Source organism: Veillonella sp., assembly GCF_015058545.1.
In the GTDB taxonomy this organism is placed as follows: Bacteria; Bacillota; Negativicutes; order Veillonellales; family Veillonellaceae; genus Veillonella_A.
In genome coordinates, this window is record NZ_SVCB01000063.1 from 1 (window position 1) to 25,071 (window position 25,071).

Annotated in this window: 24 protein-coding genes; 22 read left to right on the forward strand and 2 right to left on the reverse strand. The window is 44.2% G+C overall.

Annotation, left to right across the window (positions count from 1 at the left end):
- Nucleotides 1–102: 102 nt before the first annotated feature.
- From E7204_RS03940 to trxA, 6 genes are all read left to right on the forward strand, one after another.
- Complete coding sequence (locus E7204_RS03940; protein ID WP_295181746.1) at nt 103–900, forward strand: hypothetical protein; 798 nt, start codon at nt 103–105, stop codon at nt 898–900.
- A 178-nt stretch (nt 901–1,078) separates the two neighbouring features.
- Nucleotides 1,079–2,224, forward strand: a complete 1,146-nt coding sequence (locus E7204_RS03945) for a secretin N-terminal domain-containing protein (protein ID WP_295181747.1) — start codon at nt 1,079–1,081, stop codon at nt 2,222–2,224.
- Between the two features lie 39 nt (nt 2,225–2,263).
- The gene (locus tag E7204_RS03950) at nt 2,264–4,231 is read left to right on the forward strand and encodes an ABC-F family ATP-binding cassette domain-containing protein (RefSeq protein ID WP_295181748.1); all 1,968 of its coding nucleotides are present in this window, start codon (nt 2,264–2,266) and stop codon (nt 4,229–4,231) included.
- Nucleotides 4,228–5,217, forward strand: coding sequence for a tRNA glutamyl-Q(34) synthetase GluQRS (gene gluQRS / locus E7204_RS03955; RefSeq protein WP_295181749.1), 990 nt, complete (start codon nt 4,228–4,230; stop codon nt 5,215–5,217). The genes E7204_RS03950 and gluQRS overlap by 4 nt, the downstream gene beginning before the upstream one ends.
- A 26-nt stretch (nt 5,218–5,243) precedes the next feature.
- Entirely contained in the window at nt 5,244–5,615 is a 372-nt protein-coding gene (locus E7204_RS03960) for a CoA-binding protein (protein ID WP_127058251.1), read from the forward strand.
- A gap of 96 nt (nt 5,616–5,711) precedes the next feature.
- Entirely contained in the window at nt 5,712–6,032 is a 321-nt protein-coding gene (gene trxA, locus E7204_RS03965) for a thioredoxin (RefSeq protein WP_021841472.1), read from the forward strand.
- A gap of 449 nt (nt 6,033–6,481) precedes the next feature.
- On the opposite strand, the gene E7204_RS03970 is transcribed toward trxA, so the two are convergent.
- Nucleotides 6,482–7,918, reverse strand: a complete 1,437-nt coding sequence (locus tag E7204_RS03970) for a threonine/serine exporter family protein (protein ID WP_295181750.1) — start codon at nt 7,916–7,918, stop codon at nt 6,482–6,484.
- A gap of 610 nt (nt 7,919–8,528) precedes the next feature.
- On the opposite strand from E7204_RS03970, the gene mraZ reads away from it, so the two are divergent.
- The 16 genes from mraZ (at nt 8,529) to E7204_RS04050 (ending at nt 24,721) form a co-directional block, all read left to right on the forward strand.
- A complete protein-coding gene (gene mraZ / locus E7204_RS03975; RefSeq protein ID WP_021841474.1) occupies nt 8,529–8,963 on the forward strand; it encodes a division/cell wall cluster transcriptional repressor MraZ in 435 nt (144 codons plus the stop codon).
- A gap of 45 nt (nt 8,964–9,008) precedes the next feature.
- Complete coding sequence (gene rsmH, locus E7204_RS03980) at nt 9,009–9,941, forward strand: 16S rRNA (cytosine(1402)-N(4))-methyltransferase RsmH (RefSeq protein ID WP_295181752.1); 933 nt, start codon at nt 9,009–9,011, stop codon at nt 9,939–9,941.
- 19 nt (nt 9,942–9,960) lie between these two features.
- On the forward strand, nt 9,961–10,377 hold the full coding sequence (locus E7204_RS03985) for a cell division protein FtsL (protein WP_295181754.1): 417 nt from the start codon (nt 9,961–9,963) through the stop codon (nt 10,375–10,377).
- A gap of 61 nt (nt 10,378–10,438) precedes the next feature.
- Nucleotides 10,439–11,923 (forward strand): UDP-N-acetylmuramoyl-L-alanyl-D-glutamate--2,6-diaminopimelate ligase, encoded by a 1,485-nt coding sequence (locus E7204_RS03990; RefSeq protein WP_295181756.1) that lies wholly within the window; start codon nt 10,439–10,441, stop codon nt 11,921–11,923.
- A gap of 2 nt (nt 11,924–11,925) precedes the next feature.
- Nucleotides 11,926–13,302, forward strand: a complete 1,377-nt coding sequence (gene murF, locus E7204_RS03995; protein ID WP_295181757.1) for a UDP-N-acetylmuramoyl-tripeptide--D-alanyl-D-alanine ligase — start codon at nt 11,926–11,928, stop codon at nt 13,300–13,302.
- 206 nt (nt 13,303–13,508) lie between these two features.
- Nucleotides 13,509–14,471, forward strand: coding sequence for a phospho-N-acetylmuramoyl-pentapeptide-transferase (gene mraY / locus E7204_RS04000; RefSeq protein ID WP_295181759.1), 963 nt, complete (start codon nt 13,509–13,511; stop codon nt 14,469–14,471).
- A 12-nt stretch (nt 14,472–14,483) separates the two neighbouring features.
- Nucleotides 14,484–15,866 (forward strand): UDP-N-acetylmuramoyl-L-alanine--D-glutamate ligase, encoded by a 1,383-nt coding sequence (gene murD, locus E7204_RS04005; RefSeq protein ID WP_295181761.1) that lies wholly within the window; start codon nt 14,484–14,486, stop codon nt 15,864–15,866.
- 2 nt (nt 15,867–15,868) lie between these two features.
- Nucleotides 15,869–16,975 (forward strand): undecaprenyldiphospho-muramoylpentapeptide beta-N-acetylglucosaminyltransferase, encoded by a 1,107-nt coding sequence (gene murG, locus E7204_RS04010; RefSeq protein ID WP_295181763.1) that lies wholly within the window; start codon nt 15,869–15,871, stop codon nt 16,973–16,975.
- Between the two features lie 20 nt (nt 16,976–16,995).
- Nucleotides 16,996–18,369, forward strand: coding sequence for a UDP-N-acetylmuramate--L-alanine ligase (murC, locus tag E7204_RS04015; protein ID WP_295181765.1), 1,374 nt, complete (start codon nt 16,996–16,998; stop codon nt 18,367–18,369).
- Nucleotides 18,370–18,371: 2 nt separating this feature from the next.
- On the forward strand, nt 18,372–19,304 hold the full coding sequence (locus E7204_RS04020; RefSeq protein WP_295181768.1) for a D-alanine--D-alanine ligase: 933 nt from the start codon (nt 18,372–18,374) through the stop codon (nt 19,302–19,304).
- A gap of 19 nt (nt 19,305–19,323) precedes the next feature.
- Entirely contained in the window at nt 19,324–20,295 is a 972-nt protein-coding gene (locus tag E7204_RS04025) for an FtsQ-type POTRA domain-containing protein (protein WP_295181771.1), read from the forward strand.
- 21 nt (nt 20,296–20,316) lie between these two features.
- Entirely contained in the window at nt 20,317–21,012 is a 696-nt protein-coding gene (locus E7204_RS04030; RefSeq protein WP_295181773.1) for a DUF881 domain-containing protein, read from the forward strand.
- Entirely contained in the window at nt 21,012–21,356 is a 345-nt protein-coding gene (locus tag E7204_RS04035) for a small basic family protein (protein ID WP_127058263.1), read from the forward strand. Before E7204_RS04030 ends, E7204_RS04035 begins: the two co-directional genes overlap by 1 nt.
- Nucleotides 21,357–21,500: 144 nt before the next feature.
- Nucleotides 21,501–22,502 carry a cell division protein FtsZ gene (gene ftsZ / locus E7204_RS04040; protein WP_021841487.1) on the forward strand — a complete coding sequence of 334 codons (1,002 nt, stop codon included), beginning with the start codon at nt 21,501–21,503 and terminating at the stop codon, nt 22,500–22,502.
- Between the two features lie 43 nt (nt 22,503–22,545).
- Nucleotides 22,546–23,124: an outer membrane beta-barrel protein gene (locus E7204_RS04045; protein ID WP_295181778.1), complete on the forward strand. Its 579-nt coding sequence runs from the start codon at nt 22,546–22,548 to the stop codon at nt 23,122–23,124.
- Nucleotides 23,125–23,470: 346 nt separating this feature from the next.
- On the forward strand, nt 23,471–24,721 hold the full coding sequence (locus E7204_RS04050; protein WP_295181781.1) for an aminotransferase class I/II-fold pyridoxal phosphate-dependent enzyme: 1,251 nt from the start codon (nt 23,471–23,473) through the stop codon (nt 24,719–24,721).
- A gap of 72 nt (nt 24,722–24,793) precedes the next feature.
- Here the strand turns inward: E7204_RS04050 and E7204_RS04055 are convergent, their stop codons facing one another.
- Entirely contained in the window at nt 24,794–25,036 is a 243-nt protein-coding gene (locus tag E7204_RS04055; RefSeq protein WP_295181784.1) for a DUF896 domain-containing protein, read from the reverse strand.
- Nucleotides 25,037–25,071 lie beyond the last annotated feature (35 nt).

Consider the following 25,071-nt stretch of genomic DNA (forward strand, 5'->3'; position numbering starts at 1 on the left):
GGAATCCCCATCCACGCTCAAATAGACAGTAAACTTTTTCTTTAATTTCTTTAGAATACTTTGCCATAAAAAAACTGCACCTCCAAAAATTGTGTCCAATTTTTGGGGTGCAGTTCATACGGGGCGGTCTTTTTATTTTGCCTCGTTTGTCTCTACGGTTTATATACATCTCAATGGACAAAGGTAAGTAATTTGGCGGCGGACCACGCAGGAGCCGATTCTGCTTCCGGAATCGCAAGTTTAGACGATAAAGCGGGTCGTGGCGGGGCTGTTCAGGGACAAGCTCGCGGAGGTTTTATATCAGATTCGGTTCGTACGGGAGGTCGTTCCGGTACCGGCTTAATTACAGGCGGGGCCACCGGGAAGGGCAAAGACGCAGGCTTATTTGTAGCACCGGCAATTAGTTTAGCCGGTGTTTTAAGAGGCCGCCCGCTGGATGATCCGTTTACCCATTCGCTGTTAAATGAGGACAGCACGGTCATGGTCGGTGCGGCTCAAACCGCACAAAAGGGAGGTACGGGAAATAGCGGTGTAGGCAATGGTTACGGACAAGCAGAAGCTTTCAATACTCCATATGTAAATGGCTCGAATAGGGGGCGGCGCACCAATAATTATGCCGCATATAGTGGTAACAATTATGATCGCAGCGGTCGTGCTTATAACGGCGACTCCGGCGCGGAAAGTACGGGCAGTTATGGCAATCGGCGAAATTCTGCGACTGCTATAAAAGTTACCGGCATTATTACGGGACCAACACCGATGGCAATTTTGACAAGCGATGGCAGCGAAGGTTGTTATGGTGTCGGCGAGGGGCCGAGCGGTGTGACCGTGAAACAGATATCGGACCGTGCTGTTTTAATAAGCAGTGCCGGCGGCAGCCGTTGGTTATATGTGGAATAGTTTGGAGCAAGGGAGTAATCTTGGGATGTTAGTTAGCGTATTAAGTATTTTAAGAGAATTAAGAGCATTAAGAGCATTAAGAGTATTAAGGGTATTAAGGGTATTAAGGGTATTAAGGGTATTAAGAGTATTAAGAATATTAAGGGGATTAAGGGTTTTAGCAGCATTTGTTATTATTGTGCAATTTCATCTGTGCGGTGAATCGGTGGCCGCTTTGTCCATGACGGTAAACAACAGTAATTTGAGCAGTTTAGTGCAGTCCATCGCACGTAGTGAAGGCATTCCCATTACCGGTACGGAAACGCTGGAAGGAACCGTATCGATACGCCTTAATGAAACGAGCGGTATTGCCGCATTAAAGCGTTTGGCGTCCATAAAGCATTTCAGCTTGTATGAATCGGATGGACTTTGGATTGTGGATGGACAAGGCATGGGGGATAAAGATGCTCGGGTGGCTGAAGTGTTAACGCCTCGACACATTTCGCCTAAGGCCTTAGGTGATACCTTGGCGGCCATTGTGCCGGAGAAGAATATTAAGGTGGTAAAAGGGAGTAATCAGGTTATGGTCTATGGCACGGCGTCTCAGTTACGGCAGGTCCATGATATTTTGCCCATGCTGGATATCAGTCCCAAACAAATCCGCTTAGAAGTAGCCGTTGTGGCCATTGAGCATAATTTTGTTAAGGAAACGGGCATACAATGGTCGTGGCAGAGTTTGACCGGCCGTAATAAGGATGACACAAACTCGTATGGGGGCATTCAATTTGGGCGAGCTCCGGAAGGGACTCCTTATACATTCTGGTTCAAGCCGGAATTGAGTGCGCAGCAAACAAATAATAAAACGGTTTTAATTGCGAGACCTTCTATTATGGCGGTGAATGGTGAAGAGGCGAAGATTTTAATCGGGGACCGCATTCCCGTGCTCGAAGAGGTGAAGGACGGTACAGAAAGTCGCACCACCACACGCTATGAAGAGGCGGGGATTCGGCTTACGTGTACACCGTTTGTGACGGAAGATAACAGTATTGAAGCGGATATTCATGCGGAAGTGAGCAGTCCTGCCATGGTTACGGAACTGAAAGCTTATCGTATTACTACGCGGGAAGCGCATACCAGGGTCCACTTACAGCCCGGTGAGATTCTCGTCATCGGTGGGCTCATGGATAATCGAGAGGGAAAACAGTTTTCAAAAATTCCGCTCCTCGGCGATATTCCTTTATTGGGAAAACTATTTCAGCATGCCCGTAAGACTAAGGACAGTGTTGAATTGTGTATTTTTGTAAAAGCTGATACGGTGGAGGCCCCAACGGACAGTCCTCTATGATATAATAGAAGAGTATATGATTGAACGGAGGCTTAGAGGATGGAACAAATCCGCGTAATAGGATTAAGTAAATCATTTGGTGTGCGCCAAGTGTTTAACAAAGTATCCTTTGAAATAAAACATGGTGAGCGTGTCGGCTTGGTGGGCCCTAACGGGGCGGGTAAATCGACGCTCATGAAATGCCTGTTGGGCATTGAAGAATATGATGAAGGTCAGGTTGTCAAAGACAGTGCTACCACAATCGGTTATTTGCAGCAGGATATCAATTTAGGGGACGACAGTTTAGCTATTGAAATTCAAAAAGCCTTTGCCGATGTGCAATATTGGGAAGGGCAATTACAGGACGTATCGGCTAAGCTTGAAACGAATCCGCATGATGAAAGTTTGCTCAAACAGCTCGCCCGTATTCAGGATCGTTTAGATTGGCTCGGCGGTTATGATTATGAGGCCCAAAGTCGCCGTATTGCTTACGGTCTTGGCTTTTCCGATGAAGATTTAACGAAATCCGTGTCTGAATTTTCCGGTGGGCAAAAAACGCGTATTAATTTGGCGAAAGCGTTAGTTCGCCGCCCTGATTTTTTATTTTTAGACGAACCGACTAACCATTTGGATATGGACATGTTGGAATGGTTGGAAAATTATTTGAGCTCTTACGGCGGCGGTATCTTAATCATCAGCCATGACCGTTATTTCCTCGACCGCGTAACAACGCGCATAGTCGAATTGGAGCATCATAAGGCGACCAGCTATCGCGGTAATTACAGCCGCTATGTGGAGCAACGTGAAGCGCAACATAAGGCACAGCAAAACGCCTATGAGAAGCAGCAGGAATATATTCGCAAAACGGAAGAATATATCGATAAGTACCGCGCCGGGATTAAATCTAAAATGGCCAGAGGTCGTCAGTCGCAGCTAAATCGTTTAGAACGGTTGGATGCACCGGAACAGACGCAAACTTTAAAATTTAGATTTCCTAAAGCCGAATTCAGTGCGGATAAAGTGTTAACCGTAGAAGAGTTATTTTTATCCTATGGTGAGCGCGACATTGTAGAGGATGTGTCCTTTATGATTCGCCGCGGTGAAGCGGTGGCTCTCATCGGACCGAACGGGGCCGGTAAATCCACTTTGTTAAAAGCGATTACCGGTGAATTGACGCCGGAAGCGGGCTTTATCGACATCGGCAGCCGGGTATCGGTGGGGTATTTTTCACAGGAACACGAAGAATTACATTCTGCTTGGACGCCGATAGATGAAATCATGAGTCATTTTAACTACAGCGAGGAAAAAGCGCGTAATGTACTGGGCATGTTTTTGTTCCAAGGGGATGATGTTTTCAAGGAAATTCGTGATTTGTCCGGTGGTGAACGGGCTCGTTTAAGTTTGTTGATCTTGTTCTTGCAAGGCAATAATTTCTTAATTCTTGACGAACCGACCAACCATTTAGATATTCCGACCCGGGAAGTGGTGGAAGAGGCTTTGATGAACTTTACCGGCACTTTGCTGGTCGTGTCCCATGACCGTTATTTCTTGGATAAAGTGGCCAAACGAACCTTGGTGTTAGAGCCGGAAGGCGTGGAAGAATACCTTGGCAATTACAGCTACTATAAGGCGAAGCTCAAAGAACAGCAGGATTTGGCCGCCTTGGCCGCTGAACAAAGTGGTCAAAATAAAGAACGTTCGAGTAGTAATAAACGCAGCAGCAATAATGCGGATACGAACTCAGTTGATAGTTTGGGTTCGAATGAAGGTAAAAATACCGGCAGCAACGGCGGTACCGAAGATTCCGGTGATAAAAAGTTAAATTCCTATATGCAAGCCAAAAAATTGGAAGAAACAGAAACCGAAATTGCCCGTTTGGAAGCTACGCTGAAAATGTACGAAGTGCAAATACAAAATCCGGCTTTGCAGGAAGATGCGGAAGCCATGGCGGAAACGGCGGCGCAAATGGAAGTGGTTACTAATAAATTGGCTGAATTGTATGAAATTTGGGAGCAATTGGCACAATGATTGACACGGAGAATGGTACGGTGAAAGGCCGATTCGCACCAAGCCCTACGGGATATCTTCATTTAGGTAATCTATGGATTGCCATGCTGTCGTGGCTACAGGTGAAACAGCAACAAGGTACCTATGTTTTGCGCATGGAAGATATCGATATACAGCGCGCGAAAAGACAGTATGGGGAAGATTTGCTGGATGATTTAGAATGGTTTGGGCTTACTTGGGATGAAGGCCCGCGCGTAGGTGGTCCTCATGAATCGTATTGGCAAAGTGAACGGTATCCTTTATATGAAGCTCAGATTTCCAAATGGCAGGCGGAAGGTCTTGTATATCCTTGTTTTTGTAACCGCGCCCGATTGCAGAGCATTGCATCGGCTCCTCATGGTCATGAAGGGATTGCGCATTATGACGGTCGTTGCCGCAATTTGAGTGATGCGGAACGACAGACTTTAGGTGAGCGTAAGAATCCTTCGTGGCGCATAAAAGTAGATCCGCGACTGTATGAATTTACTGATTTTTGGCAAGGACCGCAACGGGAAGAACTCATTCCGGCACAAGATGATTTTATTGTTCGTCGCGCCGATGGCATGTTTGCCTATAATTTAGCCGTTGTTATGGATGATATAGCTATGGGCATTACTGATATTGTGCGCGGCTATGATTTATTGCCGGCTGTGGCCGGTCAATTGTGGCTCTATGAGTGCCTGGGGGCCAAGGCGCCGCGCTATGCGCATGCGCCCTTAATTGTTGATGAGGAAGGCTATCGATTATCAAAAAGGCAACAGAGTATAACCTTGCGTGAATTGAGAATGAGCGGCTATAGTGCGTCTATGATTTTGGGGCATTTGGCATTGGCGGCAGGACTAGTTTCATCATCCCAATTAGACAAATTCGGCGGACTCACATGGGAAGCTTTGTTGAATTGTAGTCTTGATAATAATTATCTAAAAAATAATCAAATTAAATTGACAAATTTCGATGTTTTGATATAATAAATATAGAGAGTTGAGGTGATAGGATGACACCAAAAGAAGCACTGACTAAAAAAGTTTGGGCAGTACTGGGCGCAACAAGCCGTAAAGAAAAATTCGGCTATAAAATATATGCTTGTTTGCGTGATCACGGATATAAAGTATATCCGGTAAACCCTAATGTAAATGAGATCGATGGCGCCACTTGTTATGCGTCACTTCACGATTTACCGGAAGTTCCCGAAGTAGTGGATTTTGTCGTTCCCGAGGCTGTAGGTTTACAGGCTTTGGATGATTGCCAAAAGTTGGGGATTTCGGTAGTTTGGTTGCAACCGGGGGCAGATAAACCGGCCGTAGTGGCTAAGGCCAATGAGCTTGGTTTTGAAGTCATTCAGGACTGTGTTTTAGTTCAGATTTGACCGGCAACTAAATTTGTAGTTTAATATAATTAACACATATATTGATATTTATTTTCAACAATTTGTAAATTTGTTGATTTAGGAGGTTATTTAACTATGGCAAACGTAACAGAATTAACAGTAGCAAACTTTAAAGATACCGTAACTTCTAAAGAAGTAGCAATCGTGGACTTTTGGGCTCCATGGTGCGGTTACTGCGTACGCATGATGCCGATTTTTGAAGCTTTGTCCGAAGAATTGGGCGACAAAGTTGTATTCGCTAAAGTTAACACTGACGAAGTGGTAGAATTAGCTAAAGAATTCAGCATCGAAGTATTGCCTACATTCGCTATCATTAAAAACGGTGAAGTAGTAGACCGCAAAATCGGTTACATTCCACAAAACGAATTAAAAGCAGCTATCGAAGCTCAGTTATAATTTAATAACAACAAAACTAGCAATCCAAGCTATGCAAAAGAGGCGTTCACAAATCGTGGACGCCCCTTTTTTATGCCTAAATCACATTTAGCTTTTATTTTAAATCCACCCACACTCCTCCACCTCCGCTTTCTTTGCCACAAAGGCGCCTTCGCATTGGCAGTATGAGCGGCTCACCCTTTTCCCGATACCCCACACTCTTTGCATAAAGGCGCTGTCGCTTTGGCAGAAAGAGCGGCTCGCCTAAATAAAAAGAATTGCCCCGGCAACGATGTTAGCAAGTAAAATGGCACTATCGTACTTGCTGTATGATGATTTTATATAAAAAATATATCGCCTCCAAAGGGTCTTTTTTCGTAGAAAAACCAAGCCTGTGGAGGCGATATATTTTTATATCTCAGCAATTCAAAGTGCCATTTTACCGATAAAGAATGCCGGGGCAACTCTTTTTATTCCGAAAGCGACTTCTGCCGTTCGCGAAGCGCTTTGTGCAAAGAAATCTCCTTTTTGCGATCCAAATAGCTTCTGGCAATAATGTGGGCAATGGCTACACCGATGGCAATACAAATTATGGTGAAGACCCCGGTAATCCCGCTGCGCAAGGCGAATAGCAGATTATCCGGAGTAAGCGAATTAATGGTGAGCAAGCCGAACAAGAAACGATATAAGAGTACGCCCGGAATCAGTGGAATTACGGACGGAATCGATAAAATCAAAGGAGCCGTTCGCAATAATTTATATGTTTTTAAGGCTATTAAACCAATGATGGCGGATGCCACAAAGCTGGCGCCGACGATGGTAAAACCGAAATCCACTATGAGTATGTTCCGCGTAATGACGCTGATGGTACCGCCTATAGCGATTACCCAAAGTAGCCGATACGGTGTATTAAAAATAGTGGCAAAACTTACCGCCCCAATGGCAGCGGCGATTGCCTGAATCGGTGTAACTACAACCGGTGTAATATTTAGGTGGGTAAAGGTGGAGACATGGTCGAAATATAGAGCCATGGCGATACCGACGGACATGCTGCTAACGATTAAAAGCGTATGCATGGCCCTTGTCATACCGGATACAATATGGTTATTAATCATATCATCTACAGCGTTGATCAGAGGGACGCCGGGAATCAGAAAGAGGGTACAACTGACCATAGCATACACGATGCTGCCTGATTCAAAGGTGGTATTAATCAGATTGGCTGTAAATGTGGCGGCAAAGGAGGCCGCTACGATGCCAAAATAAAAGTTGATTTGATAGTGATGACAAATGTAGCGGGTTATAAAACCGATGACCGCACAGATGACGGTTACTAAGGCGGCTAACCAAGTGGCACCGAATAAAATGCTGAAGGCACCGCACGCAAGACCTGCTGCCAGACCGAGTAGGGGCGTCGGATATTTAGGCGGTGCGGCCTTAATCGTTTTCAAATGATCTTCGAATTCATCGAGACTGTAATTATTTTCAATGGCTTTCCAGGTTAATTTAGAAAGTGTTGAAAGTATGGTCATATTCACCCCATGTAACGGTGTTTTGCGAAAAACCGTATAAGAGTGCTTTTCATCATTAATGTTCAACATTAAGGTCATATAGGTTATGTGAATATGAACAAATTGAGGTGGAATGCCCATGTAAGAGGCGGCGCGCATCATATCACGTTGAATGTGATTGGTGTTGGCGCCGTTTTGCATGAGTAACTGACCGTAGTCAAGGAGGAGTTCCATTTTACGGTGAATCGCTACAAACGGTTCGCACATAATTTGAAACTCGGAAGGACCTCGGGAGCAGTGTTTATCATGTTTTATTTGATGTTGATGACTGCGCGACCTGGTAGTTCCGTGAGAGCGTGAGCCGTGAGTCGTATGCGGTGTTTTCTCTATGCTCATAGAATTAGTCCTTTCTATAGTAAGCATGTAAGGGGTTAATTTAATCATTTTATCTGTCTAAGTATAGTATAGCAGATGTAAGCATTATTTTTGACTGATATAGATAATTATCATAAATGATGAAAAAAGATTGCATTCACATGAAGTAAATGAATACTGAAAACCGGAGTCTTTCTGCGTTAGAGAGGCAATGCACCAAAAAGAGCCGGTGTGCCGAAAACGAGACTGTAGAGGATCAAAAGTGGGGGCGGCTGTATCCCAAAAAGTGGTGCTGCTGCGTTCCAAAAAGTGGGGGATTTTTAGCAAGGGCTGAAGGTTTTGAAAATAATCGGTGTCAAAAAGTGGTATTTGTCACTGATTTTTTATTTGTGGTGGTGCGAAGTGGAGGACCTCAAAAAATAAAACCTTATTTTTTCGCACATATCAACTAAAAGAGAGAACAAAAAATCGTAATAGTGGAGCCAATTTACGATTAAATGTTTGGTTAAAAGATTTTTTTGCTAAATTTCGCTAAAATTTGCAGATTTTATTGTTATTAAGTGGGGGAATGTGGTAGAATTTACCATATAGTGGTAGATAAGATAGGGAAAGTGTAAAAGGAGGTGAGACAATGATGTTCATGGGTGAATATTCACATACCATTGATACGAAGGGACGCTTAATTATTCCTGCAAAATTGCGCGAACAATTAGGCGAAACCTGTATTATGTCCAAGAGCTACGATAATTGTCTCGCCATTTATACGACCGAAGTATTTACCGCCAAGGCCATGCAGATGATGAAGCAACCGAACAACAAAGCCGGTGTTCGTGGGCTTAAACGTCAACTTTTTGCCAATGCTACCGAGTTGGAATTCGATCGCCAAGGTCGTATTTTGGTACCGGCTACACTGCGTGAATTTGCCAAACTTCAAAAAGAAGTGATGGTACTCGGTATCGGGGATCACGTAGAAATTTGGAACCGTGAACATTGGTTGGCTTACCAGGAAGACATGGATGATAATATGGAACAATTATCGGAAAACATGGAAGATTTCTTCTTGTAATTTAAGGGTTAAGACATAATTTGAAAGTCGGAAAGGAGCGGACCCATGGAATTTCATCATGTAAGCGTATTGCTTAACGAAACAGTGAACGCTGTATTAACGAATCCCCATGGGATTTACGTGGATTGCACGCTGGGCGGAGCCGGTCATGCTCATGCGTTAGGCGAGCAATTGGCCGCTGACGGTTTACTCATCGGACTCGATCAAGATGAAGTAGCGTTGGCGACCGCGACGGAACGATTAAGAGATTTGAAATGCCAAGTTATGACGATTCCCACTAATTTCAAAGATTTAAAAACGGCCCTTACGAGCCGCGGCATTACGGAAGTAGACGGGTTTATCTTTGATTTAGGCGTTTCAAGCTATCAGCTGGATACAGCCGAACGAGGGTTTTCCTACATGCAGGACGGTCCTTTGGACATGCGCATGGATAGGCAGGGGAACTTGACGGCTCAGGATGTAGTCAATGGCTACAGTGAAGCTGACTTGGTGCGAATCATTCAGGATTATGGGGAAGAGCGATGGGCGAAACGAATTGCACAATTCATAGTAGCGGCTCGTTCTGAAAAACCGATTACTACCACCGGTGAATTAACCAAAATTATTAAACAAGCCATTCCCGCCGGGGCACGCCGTGAAGGTCCGCATCCGGCCAAACGAACATTTCAGGCTATCCGCATTGAAGTGAATCAGGAATTGGCTATTTTAAAAGATAGTTTTAAAGATGCAGTGGATTTATTAAAACCGGGCGGTCGCATCGGTGTTATTACCTTCCACTCATTAGAGGATAGAATTACGAAGCAGACCTTTAAGGAGTTGAGTACCGGATGTATTTGTCCGCCGGAACTGCCGGTCTGTGTTTGCCATCATGTGGCAGTCGTAAAAGCAAGAAATAAGGCGATTGAGCCCGGCAATGAAGAAGTAACAGCGAATCCGCGAGCACGGAGTGCCAAGTTACGCGTAGCCGAGAAGGTATAGATAACGGGAGGTTGATTATATGTTAGCGAGAAAGACAGTTGGTGTACGTGTTGCACAACCGACGGCGAGACCATATATACCAACACCAACACGTAGAGCGAAGCAGGTTGGTGTATTTAGTAACGCGTCGCCGGAATTGAAACAAATTTTAGTGTTATTAGCTATGGTGGGTGTTGTAGGTGCTACTGTTTTGGGAGGCCGTGTGGTGAAAGCCGGTGCCGGTTATGAATTGGTAAGCATGCAACAACAAGTTGTTCAATTGACTAGAGATAATGAAGAGTTGAGTCTGGAAGTGGCGGAATTGAAATCACCTACACGGATTCAACAGATTGCGCAAGATAAATTGGGAATGGTTTTGCCCGATGCTTTTGTGTACAACAGCAAAGGTACTACTGTAGAACGTGATGTGAATGTATCTGCACGCATCAGGGACTAAACTACGGTATGAGGCAGCTCCGGACGTGAGCTGCTTTCCTTGTTTGAGATGGAGGAATATTGTGAAAACAGTACAAGAATTAATCAATGTGATAAGCGGCGTAAGCGTCAAAGGAGCTACCGATACAGTTATCAGCCATATTACGGCGGATTCACGCGAAGTAAAACAGGGCAGTTTGTTTATCTGCCTTACCGGTGCTCATGTAAATGGTCATGATTATGTACAAAAAGCCGTTGAAGCCGGTGCGGTAGCTATATTGGCGTCAGAACCGATTGATGTACCGGCTACGGTAAGTGTACTGACCGTTGACGATACACGAATCGCTATGCAGCAATGTGTACCGTTTTTTTATGACTATCCCGGTTGTAAGATGCGCATGATTGGGGTAACCGGTACAAACGGTAAAACCACAACGACCCACATTATCGGCCATATCTTACGAGCCCAGGGGCACAAAGTGGGGATTATCGGTACGGTTCACGTAGTTATTGGCGATAAAACCTATCCGATTCACAATACGACGCCTGATGTAGTTGATTTACAGCACATCTTGTCGCAAATGGTAGCCGAAGGGGTAACTCATTGTATTATGGAAGTATCCTCGCACGCCTTGGCGCTTAACCGAGTAGCCGGCGTGGAATACGACACAGCTGTTTTCACAAATTTGACACAAGACCATCTCGATTTCCATAAAACCTTTGAAAATTACCTGGCCGCCAAATGTAAATTGTTTGAACAGGTAAGCGCACCAAATCAACATAAGCAAAATAAAGGGGCTGTCATTAATATCGATGATCCTTACGGAGAACGGGTTATGGCGAAAAACTCCGCACCGCTCATTACGTACGGCACTAAAGGGAAAGGTACCTTGGAAGGTGAAAACCTTACCATTACGGCTAAGACGAGTGCCTATGATATTGTGTATGAAGGTAAAGAATATCCGATTCACATGCGTATTACCGGTCTTTTCAATGTGTACAATACCTTGGCGGCCATCGGTGCTTGTCTCTTTGAAGGCGTGAAGATGGAAGCCATTATTGAAGCATTGAGCGATTTCACGGCAGTACCGGGCCGTTTTGAGTTGGTAGAAGAAGGTCAGCCGTTCGCCGTTGTTGTGGATTATGCGCATACACCGGACGGTTTGGAAAATATCCTGCAAACAGCTCAAAAAATTGTGGAGCGTCACATTATCGTAGTATTTGGCTGCGGTGGTGACCGTGATGCCACGAAGCGTCCGATTATGGGGCGTATAGCCGCGCAGTATGGTGATGAAATCTTCGTAACTTCCGACAATCCGCGTACAGAAGATCCGGAACAAATCGTAGCTCAAGTGGCAGAAGGTGTAAAAGAAGGTTTGCGGGAAGGTTCGGTATATTCCGTTATTACGGATCGCCGCAGCGCCATTCATGCCGCTATCAAGGATGCTAAAGCAGGTGATGTGGTAATCATAGCCGGCAAGGGCCATGAAGATTATCAGATTTTAAAAGATAAAACGATTCATTTTGACGATCGGGAAGTAGCCCGTGAAGCATTAAAGGAGAGATAAAAATGGCAGAGTTTACGCTCCGGGAGGTGTTGACCGTAACAGGCGGTACCTACAACGGGAAAGCAAGTGAAACAACAGTATTTACTAATGTATCCACCGATACACGTACCATTGAAGAAGGTTCGCTATTTGTTGCTTTGACGGGTGACACTTTTGACGGGCATGATTTTTTGCCGCAAGCAAAGGCCAACGGAGCGCTCGGTGCCTTGGTAAAGCCGGGGCATACTGCCAAAGATCTCATCTGCATTGAAGTAGCATCGCCTCTATTGGCGTATCAGCAATTGGCTAATTATCATCGTCGTCGTTTTGATATTCCCGTAGTGGCTGTTACCGGTTCATCCGGTAAAACTACAACGAAGGAAATGATTGCCGCTGTACTTGGCAGTAAGTTTAATGTTCTTAAAACCGAAAAGAATTTTAATAATGAAATCGGTTTGCCGAAAACATTGTTGCAACTTACCGCCGACCATGAAGCTTGTGTGGTGGAAATGGGGATGCGCGGCCTCGGTCAAATTGATGAATTGGCTCGTATCGCCGAACCGACGGTAGGCGTGATTACGAATGTAGGCAATAGTCATATTGAACTCCTAGGGTCTCGTGAAAACATCGCCAAAGCTAAGAGCGAATTGATTCAGCATATTCCGGCTGACGGAACGGCTATTTTAAATGAAGATGATGAATTTGTTCGTCAGATGGGGAATTTGACCGATGGCAAAATCATCTATTACGGCATCAAAGAAAAGGCTACCATTTCAGGTTTCAAATTGCGTTATAAAAAAGATGGTATCAAATTTACTTGCCGCAGTTTTGATGAAGTATTCGATGTATTCTTGCCGATGATTGGGGAACACAATGTATATGACGCCTTAGCGGCTATTGCGGTAGGCCGTTCCTTGGGTGTATCTTCACAGAAAATCGCCAAGGCCTTGGGTTCGTTTAAAGGCATGCCGATGCGCCAGGAAATTGTTTCTTTTGGTGACTTCGTTGTCCTTAATGACGCCTATAATGCCAATCCTATGTCTATGGCCGAATCGATTAAAGCCTTGGGGCAGCTCGACGGTAAACGAAAAATCGCCATGCTCGGTGATATGCTTGAACTCGGTGAGTTTTCTGAAGAACATCATCGCGAAATCGGTCGTTTACTGGTGGCGGAAGGTTACGATCAAGTATATACTTTTGGTGAGGCCGCAAAATTTATTGCTCGTGAAGCGAAAGCGGCCGGCATTCGCATAGCTAAAATTTGCGACAGCCATTTAGATATGGTTAATGTATATTGCGATGTGCGCGCTAAAGGGGATGTCATTTTAGTTAAAGGCTCCCGTGGCCTTCGCATGGAACGGGTAGTCAATGAATTTGAAGACCGTGAGGCACTTCAATAAAGACGTTTGTCCGGTTGTGGTAGTTTGTAGCCGAAGTTTTTCAAAAAAACGAGAATTATATTTGCATTACAGCCTTATATGTACTACCATAGATAGCGGCTTTGTTTTTCTATAAAGCTAAAGCAGATAACAAATCTGTAAAACCATGTAAAAATAGTGAGTTAATCGGCTTAATAAAGGCCGTAATGTAAGGAGCGATAGTTCGAATGACCATGCAATTATTATTCGCGTTTATTACCTCCTTGGTAATAACGTTAATACTCGGAAAAATAGGAATACCGTTGTTACGGCAGTTACATGCACAACAAAGCATACGTGAAGACGGGCCGCAAGCCCATTTAGCTAAGGCGGGTACCCCTACGATGGGTGGTATTTTCATGCTTTTGGCGATGGTGATAACAGTTCTTGTATTTGCACCGTTTCAAGTGGCTACGTGGGTATTGTTGTTTTTGACATTAGGTCATGGCCTGTTGGGCTTCTTAGATGATTTTATTAAGTCTGTGAAAAAACGTAATTTAGGTCTTACGGCTAAACAGAAATTATTGGGACAGATTATTATGTCTGCCGTATTCTGCTATATTGCAACGGAAGTGATGGTAATTCCTACCACCGTCTGGGTTCCGTTTGTAAATACGACTTTTGATTTAGGCATGATGTACTATGTATTGGTCTTCATCATTATTGTGGGGACTACGAATGCCGTTAACTTGACCGACGGTCTTGACGGTTTGGCAGCCGGTACGTCGGCGGCTGCGGCTATTGCCTACACCGTTATCGGCATGCTGGCGTTACAGCCGAGCGTATCCTTCTTCGGTATTGCCCTTTGCGGTGCTGTACTGGGGTTCTTATATTTCAACTCTAATCCGGCTAAGGTGTTCATGGGTGATACCGGTTCCTTGGCCTTGGGTGGTGCCTTTGCGGGGATGGCTATTTTAACTAAAACGGAATTATTGCTCATTATTATCGGCGGTATTTTCGTAATGGAAGCGTTGTCTGTTATTATTCAGGTTGTGTCCTTTAAAACACGTGGTGTACGCGTTTTCAAAATGAGTCCGATTCATCATCATTTCGAATTGTCCGGTTGGAGTGAGCAAAAAGTGGTAAGCCGTTTCTGGCTTGGCAGTTGCTTGTTTGCCGTATGTGGTTTGTTAATTTATGTAATGCGATAGGTAGGCGTAATCATGGAGTACAAGGGTAAACGAATTTTAGTGTTAGGCGCAGGTCGGAGCGGCATCGGGGCCGCTCATGTGTTGGGATTAATGGGGGCTGACGTTACTTTAAACGATTATAAAGAAGTTGCGTTTACATCAGCTGAAAAGGCACTATTGGAAGAGGCTCATGTAACCGTTATTACCGGCCGCCAGGATAATGATTTATTGGCGGCTGTTGATCGTATTGTAGTATCGCCGGGGATTGCCCTTACCATTCCTATTTTAGTGGAAGCGGCTAAACGGGGCATGGATATTGTAGGCGAAGTGGAAGTGGCCTATGACATTTCCAAAGCACCGATTCTCGCCGTTACCGGCACAAATGGCAAAACTACGACCACCACTTTATTGGGCGAAGTTATGAAACAAACCGGTCGGCCTGTCATGGTGGGCGGGAATATTGGCGACTCATTGAGTGAAGCGGCCTATGAAATTCCGGCAGATGGCTATTTGGTGGCGGAAGTGTCCAGCTATCAATTGGAAACGGTAAAAACATTTAAACCATTGGGCGCCATTATGTTAAATATTACGCCGGACCACTTGCAGCGCCATAAAACCATGGAAGCTTATCAGGCGGCTAAAGAGAATGTGTTTAAGCAACAAACATCGAAGGAACGAACGGTTCTCAATATGGACGATCCGTTAGTGGCGGGGATGGTACCGCGCGTACCGGGCAAAGTACTTTGCATCAGTCAGGAACATGGTGTGACGGATGGAGCGTATTTTGCGGATAATCAGCTGTTTGCCGTTCGCAATAATGAAGCGGAAGCTGTTATCAGTGCGGCGGATATTCATTTGCCGGGCCGTCATAATATTGAAAATATTTTGGCAGTCATTGCGTTGGCCTATGATTTGGGGATTACTGCTGCGCAGCTGCATGATGTAATCGCTAATTTTAAAGCCGTGGAACATCGTTTGGAACGGGTTACGGTTATCGAGGGCGCTACCTATTACAATGATTCGAAGGCAACCAATACGGACTCTGCCATTAAAGCATTGGAATCGTTTAAGGAGCCTGTTGTTTTGCTGGCCGGCGGCTATGATAAGATGACGGATTTAACCGATTTTATGGCTATGGTTAAAACCCATGCCAAAGCCTTGGTTCTCATGGGTGATGCGGCAGCACGTTTTGAGGAAGCGGCTAAAGCGGCCGGTGTTGAAAACATTTTGCGCGTCCGTTCTATGGCCGAAGCGGTAGCTAAAGGTCATGAGCTTGCTCTGCCGGGTGATGTGGTTTTATTATCACCCGCATGCTCCAGTTTTGATTGGTATCATTGTTTTGAAGAACGAGGCGATGATTTTAAAAATGAAGTACATGCATTAGCTGATATGTTGGCTAATAAGAAGGGGTCTTAGTCATGAAGCGTATAATTATTTCAGGAGGTGGCACGGGTGGTCACATTTATCCTGCCATTACCATTTATAAAGAAATAGCCGCTATGACGGAGGCTGAATTCTTATATATCGGGACCGATAAAGGCCTCGAAGCTACTTTAGTGCCTAAAGAGGGAATTCCTTTTAAAACATTGCCGGTAGAAGGTTTAAATCGTAATTTGTCGTGGCATGCGTTGGTGACACTAGGCAAAACGCTTAGTTCTTTGTGGCAGGCCGGGCGCATTATTTCGGAGTTCAAACCGGATATCGTAATCGGTACGGGCGGTTATGTGTGCGGTCCGATTTTGTTGGCCGCAGCTCTTCGGAAGGTACCGACCCTTATTCAGGAACAAAACACCATCGGCGGTATTACGAATAAAATACTGAGCCGTTTTGTCGATGTAGTAGCGGTTGGTTTTGAAGATGCCAAAAAAGCATTTCCTAAAGCGAAGCGACTTGTCTATACCGGTAATCCGGTGCGTCCGGAAGTATTGGTTGATACCCGAGCGGAAGGCCGTGAGTTTTTTAACTTACAAGATGATGAGTTTGCCGTTCTTATAGCCGGCGGCTCTCGTGGGGCACGCAGTATTAATACAGCCATGATTGAAGTACATGAGTATTTTAAAAACCGCAAGGGGATTAAATTGATTCATGTAACCGGGTCCGGTGAGTATGATCGGGTCCTTGAAGCATTACATATTAAAGACGGTGAGTCCTACAGTGATTCATCAATAATTTTGCCGTATTTGCATGAAATGCCGAAAGCCTTGGCGGCTGCCGATTTAGCCGTATTTCGTGCCGGTGCAGTTGGCCTTGCGGAACTTACGGTGCGAGGCATTCCGTCAATTTTAATTCCGTACCCCTATGCGGCGGAAGATCATCAAACGTATAATGCGCGGGCGTTGGTAAGTGCCGGAGCGGCTCGTATGATTGTGGATAAAATGTTACAAGGTAAAGATTTGATTGGTGAAATCGAATTCTTCATGAACAATCCGCATGAATTGGGGCATATGTCGGCGGCAGCCAAGTCGTTGGGAAAACCGGCGGCGGCTCACGATATAGCCCAATTAGCGCTGGAAATTGCAAAATAAAGAATAGGAGAGATTGCACCATGTTAAATGGTATTCATAAAATACATCTTATCGGCATTGCCGGCTCAGGTATGCGGGCCATTGCCAACATTTTAATCAGTCAGGGATTTGAAGTATCCGGTTCCGATATTCAGGAGTCGGCCGTGACCGAGCGTTTCCGTAAAATGGGCGCCACCATTCACATCGGTCATAATGCGGACTATGTTAAAGGGGTTGATGCGGTTGTTCGTTCTACGGCCATCCATGCAGATAATCCGGAACTTATGGCAGCTCAGGAATTACAGATTCCGATTTTACATCGCTCCGATATCGTTAAAGCCGTGTTGGATATAACGAAGGGCATTGCTGTTGCCGGTGCGCACGGCAAAACCACCACAACCTCTATGTTGGGGCAGATTTTTGTGGAAGCCGGGCTTGATCCGACGGTTATTATCGGCGGGGAAGTGGATTATTTGGGCGGCAGCAGTCAGTGGGGTCGCGGCGAATACAGCATCGCCGAAGCCGATGAAAGTGACGGGTCCTTCTTGAAATTGAATCCGAAGGCTATCGTCATTACCAATATTGAAAATGACCATATGGACCACTACGGTACAATGGAACATTTATTGGATGCTTTCTGTGAGTTTGTCGGTAAATTACCTAAGGACGGTAAAGCCGTTGTATGTGGCGATAATCCGTCGATTCAGAAAGTGATGCCTCGTGTAGACCGAAAGTTTGTTACTTACGGTCTTGGTGAAACCAATGATTACCGGGCACGCAATATTCATTATGAGAAGGGCATTTTGGTATATGAAGCCGTGAAAGGTGATGAAGTGATTGCCACTATTCGTCTTAAAGTGCCGGGTACGCATAATGCGTTAAATTCTTTGGGCGCTTTTGTTATGGCTACCGATTGTGGCATTCCCGCCGATGTAGTTGTGGCAGCGTTAGCTAAATTTACCGGCGCGAAACGTCGTTTTGAAACGAAAGGCCATGTAAAAGGCGTTTGGGTAGTTGATGATTATGCTCATCATCCAACGGAAATTGCCGCTACGTTGAGTGCTGCCAAAGCCTTGGAATCACATCGCGTAGTTTGCGTATTCCAACCACATCGTTTTACCCGTACTAATTTATTGTTAAAAGAATTTGGTAAAGCTTTTGTGAATGCGGACGTATTATTTATCACGGATATTTACAGTGCCGGTGAAGATCCGATTGCCGGTATTGACGGCCATTCTATTCCGGATATGGTGAAAGCTACTACCGGTCAGGATGTTCATTATATTGCGGATGTAAATGATGTGCCGCAAAGGGTAAAACAAATTTTACAACCTGATGATTTGGTAATTACTATGGGCGCCGGCAGCATTAGTCAATACGGACCTAAATTATTGGCAGCATTGGAAGAGGAATAATCATGAAAAATAAAAAAATTATCGTATTAATGGGTGGTCCTTCTAAAGAAGCAGAGGTATCTCGTCGAACCGGTGCAGCCATTGCGGAAGCGTTATGTAGTTTAGGTTATGATGCGCAAACTTTGGAATTGGTACCGGAACAATTATTAGCCGATATTAAAGCCTTAGGTGGCGAAATCGTATTCAATGCCTTGCACGGCAAGTTCGGTGAAGACGGGGCCCTTCAAGGCTTACTTGAAATGGCCGGCATTCCGTATACCGGTTCCGGCGTTATGGCGCAAGCTGTAGGCATGAATAAAAAAATCAGTAAAGATGTGTTTGTAGGCGCCGGCATTCCGACGGCTGCGGCAAAATCCTATAATGCAGCCACGCAAAATGAAGCTGACATTGTAGCAGATATTAAAGCTAACTTTACGCTACCGGTTGTTTTGAAACCGGCTACCCAAGGTTCCAGCATCGGCGTAACCATTGTACGTGACGATAGCGAACTTACGGCAGGTGTAAAAGAAGCTCTCGTATACGACAATATTTTGGTGGTAGAACAGTATTTGGACGGTCATGAATTTACAGTTCCCGTATTGGAAGGTAAAGCCTTACCGGTTATCGAAATCAGACCACATTCCGGTGAATATGATTACACTTCAAAATATACGACCGGCGCTACCGATTATTTGGTACCGGCTCCGATCGATGAAGCGTTAACTAAAAAATTACAGGCTATCGGTGAAACTGTTTATCGTGAATTACAATGCTCCGGCGTAATTCGCATCGACTTCATGACCAATAAGGCAGGGGAAGCGTTTGTATTGGAATATAATACAATTCCGGGCATGACGGCGACCTCGTTGGTTCCAAAATCCGCTAAAGCTATGGGAATTGATTTTCCTACCTTATGTGAAAAAATTCTGCTCACCGCCGGTTTAGGTAAGTTTTAAGTAAACTGGAGATACTGAGATGAATAGAGATAATCGGCAGCATTCCGGTCCGGTGGAGCCAGTAAAACCAAATCCTACGGCCACATTCAGACCGCCCGGTGAACAATCGCCGGGAGGCTATTCTTCGCCGAATTACCATGGGGAGCAACAATCGATACATTCGCCAAGAAACCACAATGGGGCGAATCGACCTTTATATGATTTTGATGGCACCTATTCATCACCGGACGGTCACGATGAAAACGGGTATTATCGCGATGGCGGCGAACCGCCGGAGCCACCGAAACATCCTCATGCATGGCGTCGTCGCGTTGTATTAATCGGCGGTGGCTTGTTATTACTATGGTTGCTTTTATTTATTTTGCCTATTCCGTTTGGCACGATAACAGTGACGGGCAGTAAGAATGTAACTGTATCAGATGTGATGGCGGCCGGTAATATACGATATCCGATTAACCTGTTGCAGATTAATGCCGGCCAGTTGGAAGAACGGTTACAGCATGATTTGCGGGTTGACTCGGTTAAAGTAACGTATGTATTGCCGCTTACTTTACAAGTGAATGTAACAGAACGTCGGCCGGCGGCGGTAGTGGCGACGCAGTTCGGTTTTGCCACCTTGGATGCGAAAGGTCAAGTCATTAATCTTGGCCCGGCCATCGAAGATACGTCAGCTACGATTATCTCCGGTATCAAATTGGGCAATGTATTATTAGGTGATACAATTGATACGCCGGTCATTAAAGGGGCTTTGTCCTATTTGAATTCATTAAGCGATGAAGGTCGTAAGGAGATTGCCGAAATTAATGTAGGTGATGTTAATCAGTTAATTGCTTATATGGTAGATGGATTGCCGCTTCATTTAGGCGATACATCGGATATGGATAAAAAAGGGCCTTTATCTGAAAATATGCTGCGTGATGTGAAGGCTCGCGGTGTGGCAGCACAATATTTGGATGTCAATGTAAAGGCGCCGTTTATTAAGACGCCTTAAAGAAATAATGGAAGAGGAAGCATGTTAAAGCAAGGTCGTTGGGCAATAGCGGCTGTAAGCATGTTGCTGGGGATTATGTTGGTCGGTCAGTATAAAATGACGCAAAGCATAGCGGAAAGCAATATTCATTTGCAGCGAACAGGAGATTTAGCACGTGAACTGACCGCGGCGGAAAAAGAACGTGATGAGCTGCGGCAACAATTAGAAAAAATACAAAAAGGTGATGCGTCGGCCAGCGTGGTCAGCGACATCAATTTATTGAAGCAGCGGGCCGGCCTTACAGATGTGACCGGACCCGGTGTGATAATCACTATTAATGACAGTAAAATACCGGTAAAAGACAATGAAAACCCGAACCTATACTTAATTCATGACGAAGACCTTTTACGTGTTCTGAATGAATTGCGAGCCGGCGGGGCAGAGGCCATTGCGGTTAACGACCAGCGGTTAACCGGCACATCGGAAGTACGTTGTGCGGGACCGACGGTTATGGTTAACGGCAAGGTGTTTGGACCGCCCTTTGTAATTAAGGCAATCGGGGATCCGAAGACTTTATCCGCAGCGCTCACCATGCGTGGCGGTGTGGTTGAGTCTTTGAAGTATTGGGGCATTGAACTGAAGATTCAGGAAGTAAATCAGATGATCGTGCCTGCTTTTAACGGTACTTTTAAAGAAGAACATTTACAGGCAGTCAAGCAAGGAGGCGATAAAAAATAATGATGTACTTATTTATCGTCGGAGGCTTGGTAGTGGGTATTATTATCGGTGTAATGTCACCGCTTGAAATCCCGCCGGTGTATGCAAAGTATACATCGGTTGCTTTGTTGGCCGCTTTGGACAGTGTATTTGGTGGCACGCGTGCCGCTTTGGAACGAATATTTAATTTGTCGATATTTCTGACCGGGTTCTTTTCCAATTCACTATTGGCCGCACTCTTAGTATTCCTGGGAAATTTTGTGGGCATTGACCTTTATTATGTAGCACTCATCAGCTTTGGCTTGCGTTTATTTCAAAATACCGCAGCCATTCGACGTTTGCTTTTGTCAAGACGCACAAAATAAGGTATACTTTATTGTAAAAGAGTAGAAAAAATAAAAAAAATAGTGTAAAATGAAATGAAACTAGTTATAATAGTATTGAACATAATCATGTTGTTTGAAATAAAGGGCATATAAATTTTACGGGCAACAGGAGGAGGAACGTAAATGTCGGAATTCGCAAATATTAAAGTTATTGGTGTTGGTGGCGGCGGAAGTAACGCCGTAAATCGTATGATTGACAGTGGTCTTCAAGGTGTAGATTTCCTTGTAGCTAATACAGAAACGCAAGCTTTGGATAATTCTAAAGCAGATATAAAAATTCAATTAGGTGAAAAATTGACTAAAGGTCTTGGCGCCGGTGCTAACCCTCAGGTTGGTGAAGAAGCAGCCCAAGAAAGTCGTGAAGAAATTACTAAAGCCCTCTCCGGTTCCGACATGGTCTTTGTAACCGCAGGCATGGGTGGCGGTACCGGTACCGGTGCGGCTCCTATCGTAGCTGAATGTGCGCGTGAAATGGGCGCCTTAACTGTTGGCGTAGTAACCAAACCGTTCACATTTGAAGGCAAACGTCGTAAAAACCAGGCTGATAAAGGTATTGAAATGCTTACCAGCAAAGTGGATACCATTATCGTAATTCCTAATGATAAATTATTACAAGTTGTTGATAAGAAAACTCCTTTGAACGAAGCATTCCGTACCGCGGATGATGTGCTTCGTCAAGGTATTAAGGGGATTTCCGATTTGATTACCGTACCTGGTCTTATTAACCTTGACTTTGCTGATGTTAAAACTATCATGACTAACCAAGGCGAAGCTCTTATGGGTATCGGTATCGGCGAAGGTGAAAACCGCGCTGTTGACGCAGCTAAAATGGCTATTAACAGCCCATTGTTGGAAACTTCCATCGAAGGCGCCAAAGGCATTCTCTTGAATATTACCGGTAGCGGTGATTTGAGCTTGTTCGAAATCAACGAAGCAGCTGAAATCATTTCCGAAGCAGCGGATCCTGAAGCTAATATTATCTTCGGTTCCGTAATAGATGAAAACTTAGGAGATCGTGTACAGATTACTGTTGTAGCTACGGGCTTCGGCGCACAACCTAAAACAGGTGCTGTTAAATCTCCATTCGGTGTAGGTCCTGAAATCCCTACATTTATGAAACGCTAAGTTGGTTGCTAAGCGTGTATGTGTGTACAGAGGAGGTAATTCTATGAACAAGAAAGTGTTAGTTGCTACTTTAGCTGCTACAATGTTAACAGGTGCTGCCTTCGCAGCTGCTGTGCCTGTAACAGACATTAACGAAGGTGACAGCAAGATTGGTGTTGAATACAGCTTCTCCCAGAGTGTAACCGGTGAAAGCGGTCATGCTGACGGTTTTGGCGTTAACTTGCAGACCGGCTTAACTGACAAATGGGCTTTGCAGTATTCTTATAATAAAGTTAACCTTGATCAGAGCAGTGATGTAAAAGATCATCAGTTAAATGCTGTTTATGAATTCCATCCTAACTTTAATGGTTATGTAGGCGGTACTTACATTAAAGCCGGTGGTGATCATGAAACAGGTTTACAAGTTGGGGTAATCGGTCATATGCCATTGGCAGATCGTCTTCAAGGTTTTGCAAAAGTAGGCTTTGGTAATGATATTAAAAATACTTACCAAGTAGGTGCTACTTATGCATTAAATAATGAATTCGATCTCAGCTTATATTATCAATATGATAAATACAGTGTAGATAATGGTGATGGTTCCGTTAAAGGCTTCCATGCCGGTATCGGTTACAACTTCTAATTGTTGCACTGATGTCTTACAGATAATGTAAGGACTGAGAAAGAATTTGTGTCACATACTTTGTGAAAACGCTATAAGCAATTTAAACCGTGAATATTTATCCTTTTGGGTGATATTCACGGTTTTTTGTATGCAAAAATTGAAAAAAGATGCCTCGTTTATGCTCTAAAGTACACGTTAACTTGCGTCTTAAACATGATTTATGCATAGCCTATATTGTATACAATATTCTTTTCAAAAAACATCATAATTTTGTCATTTTTCAACTGATTGCTCTTGTAAGGTGCTTTTTTTTTCGCTATTATTAAGTAAGGAATTGATTAATACAGATGGGATGGTGTCGGTTATGACTATGAGTATGGCAGCAACACACGCAAGGGGAAAAAAAGCAAAGGACAATATTTTTGTCATGAATGCACGGGCGCAAGAAGATGCTAAAATTAATGGCAAAGAAAATGTGCTTAACGGTACCTTGGGCTCCATTATGGACGAAGAAGGCAATATTGTCTTTTTGAAAGCAGTAGAAAAAGAATATTTAAACTTGCCGCGTAATGAATATGTGGCATATGCACCGATTGCTGGTTTACCTGAATTCTTGGAAGCCGCTAAAAGCGAATGTTTTGGCGAATCCAGACCGGATGCCTTAATAGAAGCTGTGGCCACGGCCGGTGGTACAGGCGGGATTCATCACTTAGTGCACAATTATACCAATCCGGAAGATATCGTTTTGACCGCCGATTGGTATTGGGGTGCGTATGAACAAATTTGCGGTGATAATCATCGCCATTTGGAAACCTATCCTTTATTCGATGCGGAATTGAAGTTCAACTTTGAAGGCTTCAAGGCTAAAGTATTGGAAGTAGCGGCTAAACAGGAAAATGTAGTGACTATCTTCAACTCACCGGGGAATAACCCAACCGGTTTCAGCTTAACCGATGAAGATTGGGATAAAGTAATTGCCTTTGCTAAAGAAGTAATCGGCAATGGTAAAAATAAATTTATCATCGCCTGCGACGTAGCCTATATCGATTATTCCGGTGAAAAACAGACCGTTCGTCGTTTCTTCAAGAAATTCAGTCAATTGCCGAAAGAAATTTTGGTAGTAGCATGTTACAGCTTATCTAAAGGTTTCACTATGTATGGTCAACGTGTAGGGGCTATGATTGGTATTACCTCCGATGCTGATGTGGCGGCTGAATTTAAGGAAATTAATGCGTTAACATCGCGTGCTACTTGGTCTAATATTTGCCGTCCTGCTATGCGGACCATGGCCAATATTGTTATGGATCCGGCTAAGTTGGCGGCTCATGAAGCGGAACGTGCCGAATACTGTGAACTTGTTCAAGAACGTGCTCACATTTTTACTGAGGAAGCTAAAGAATTAGGCTTGCCATGCTTGCCATATTGCGGCGGTTTCTTCTTAACCATTCCGACCGAACATGCTAAAGAAGTCGTGGAAGAACTTACTAAAGAACATGTTTATGTTATCGCTTTGAAACACGGCATTCGTATTGCCGCTTGTAGCATTCCTAAAAAACAAATGCATGGCTTAGCTAAGATTGTATATGACGTAATGCACCGCTTAGGTCATTTATAAAATGTAAAAAAATCCGGTGAACACAGGGTGCTCACCGGATTTTCTTGTTTTATCAGTGTAATGTTTTGTGTATTAGCTTAATTTGGTATTTTTAGCCTGATTGGCGGCCGCCACATCCTTGGCACTGGTAATATTACCTTTTTCATCAACGAATGAAACACGATCCATTTGCGATATAACCTGGCCGCGAATGAAGTCTAAGTAGATGCGATATAATTCTTTTTTTTCTACTAATTCGGCTTCCGTTAATTCCTGACCGGATTTTTTCTTATGGGCTAATTCATTGATGCGCGCTAAAACGTCATTTATTTCCATAAAACCCTCCATGTAAATTATTTATTTTCATAAAA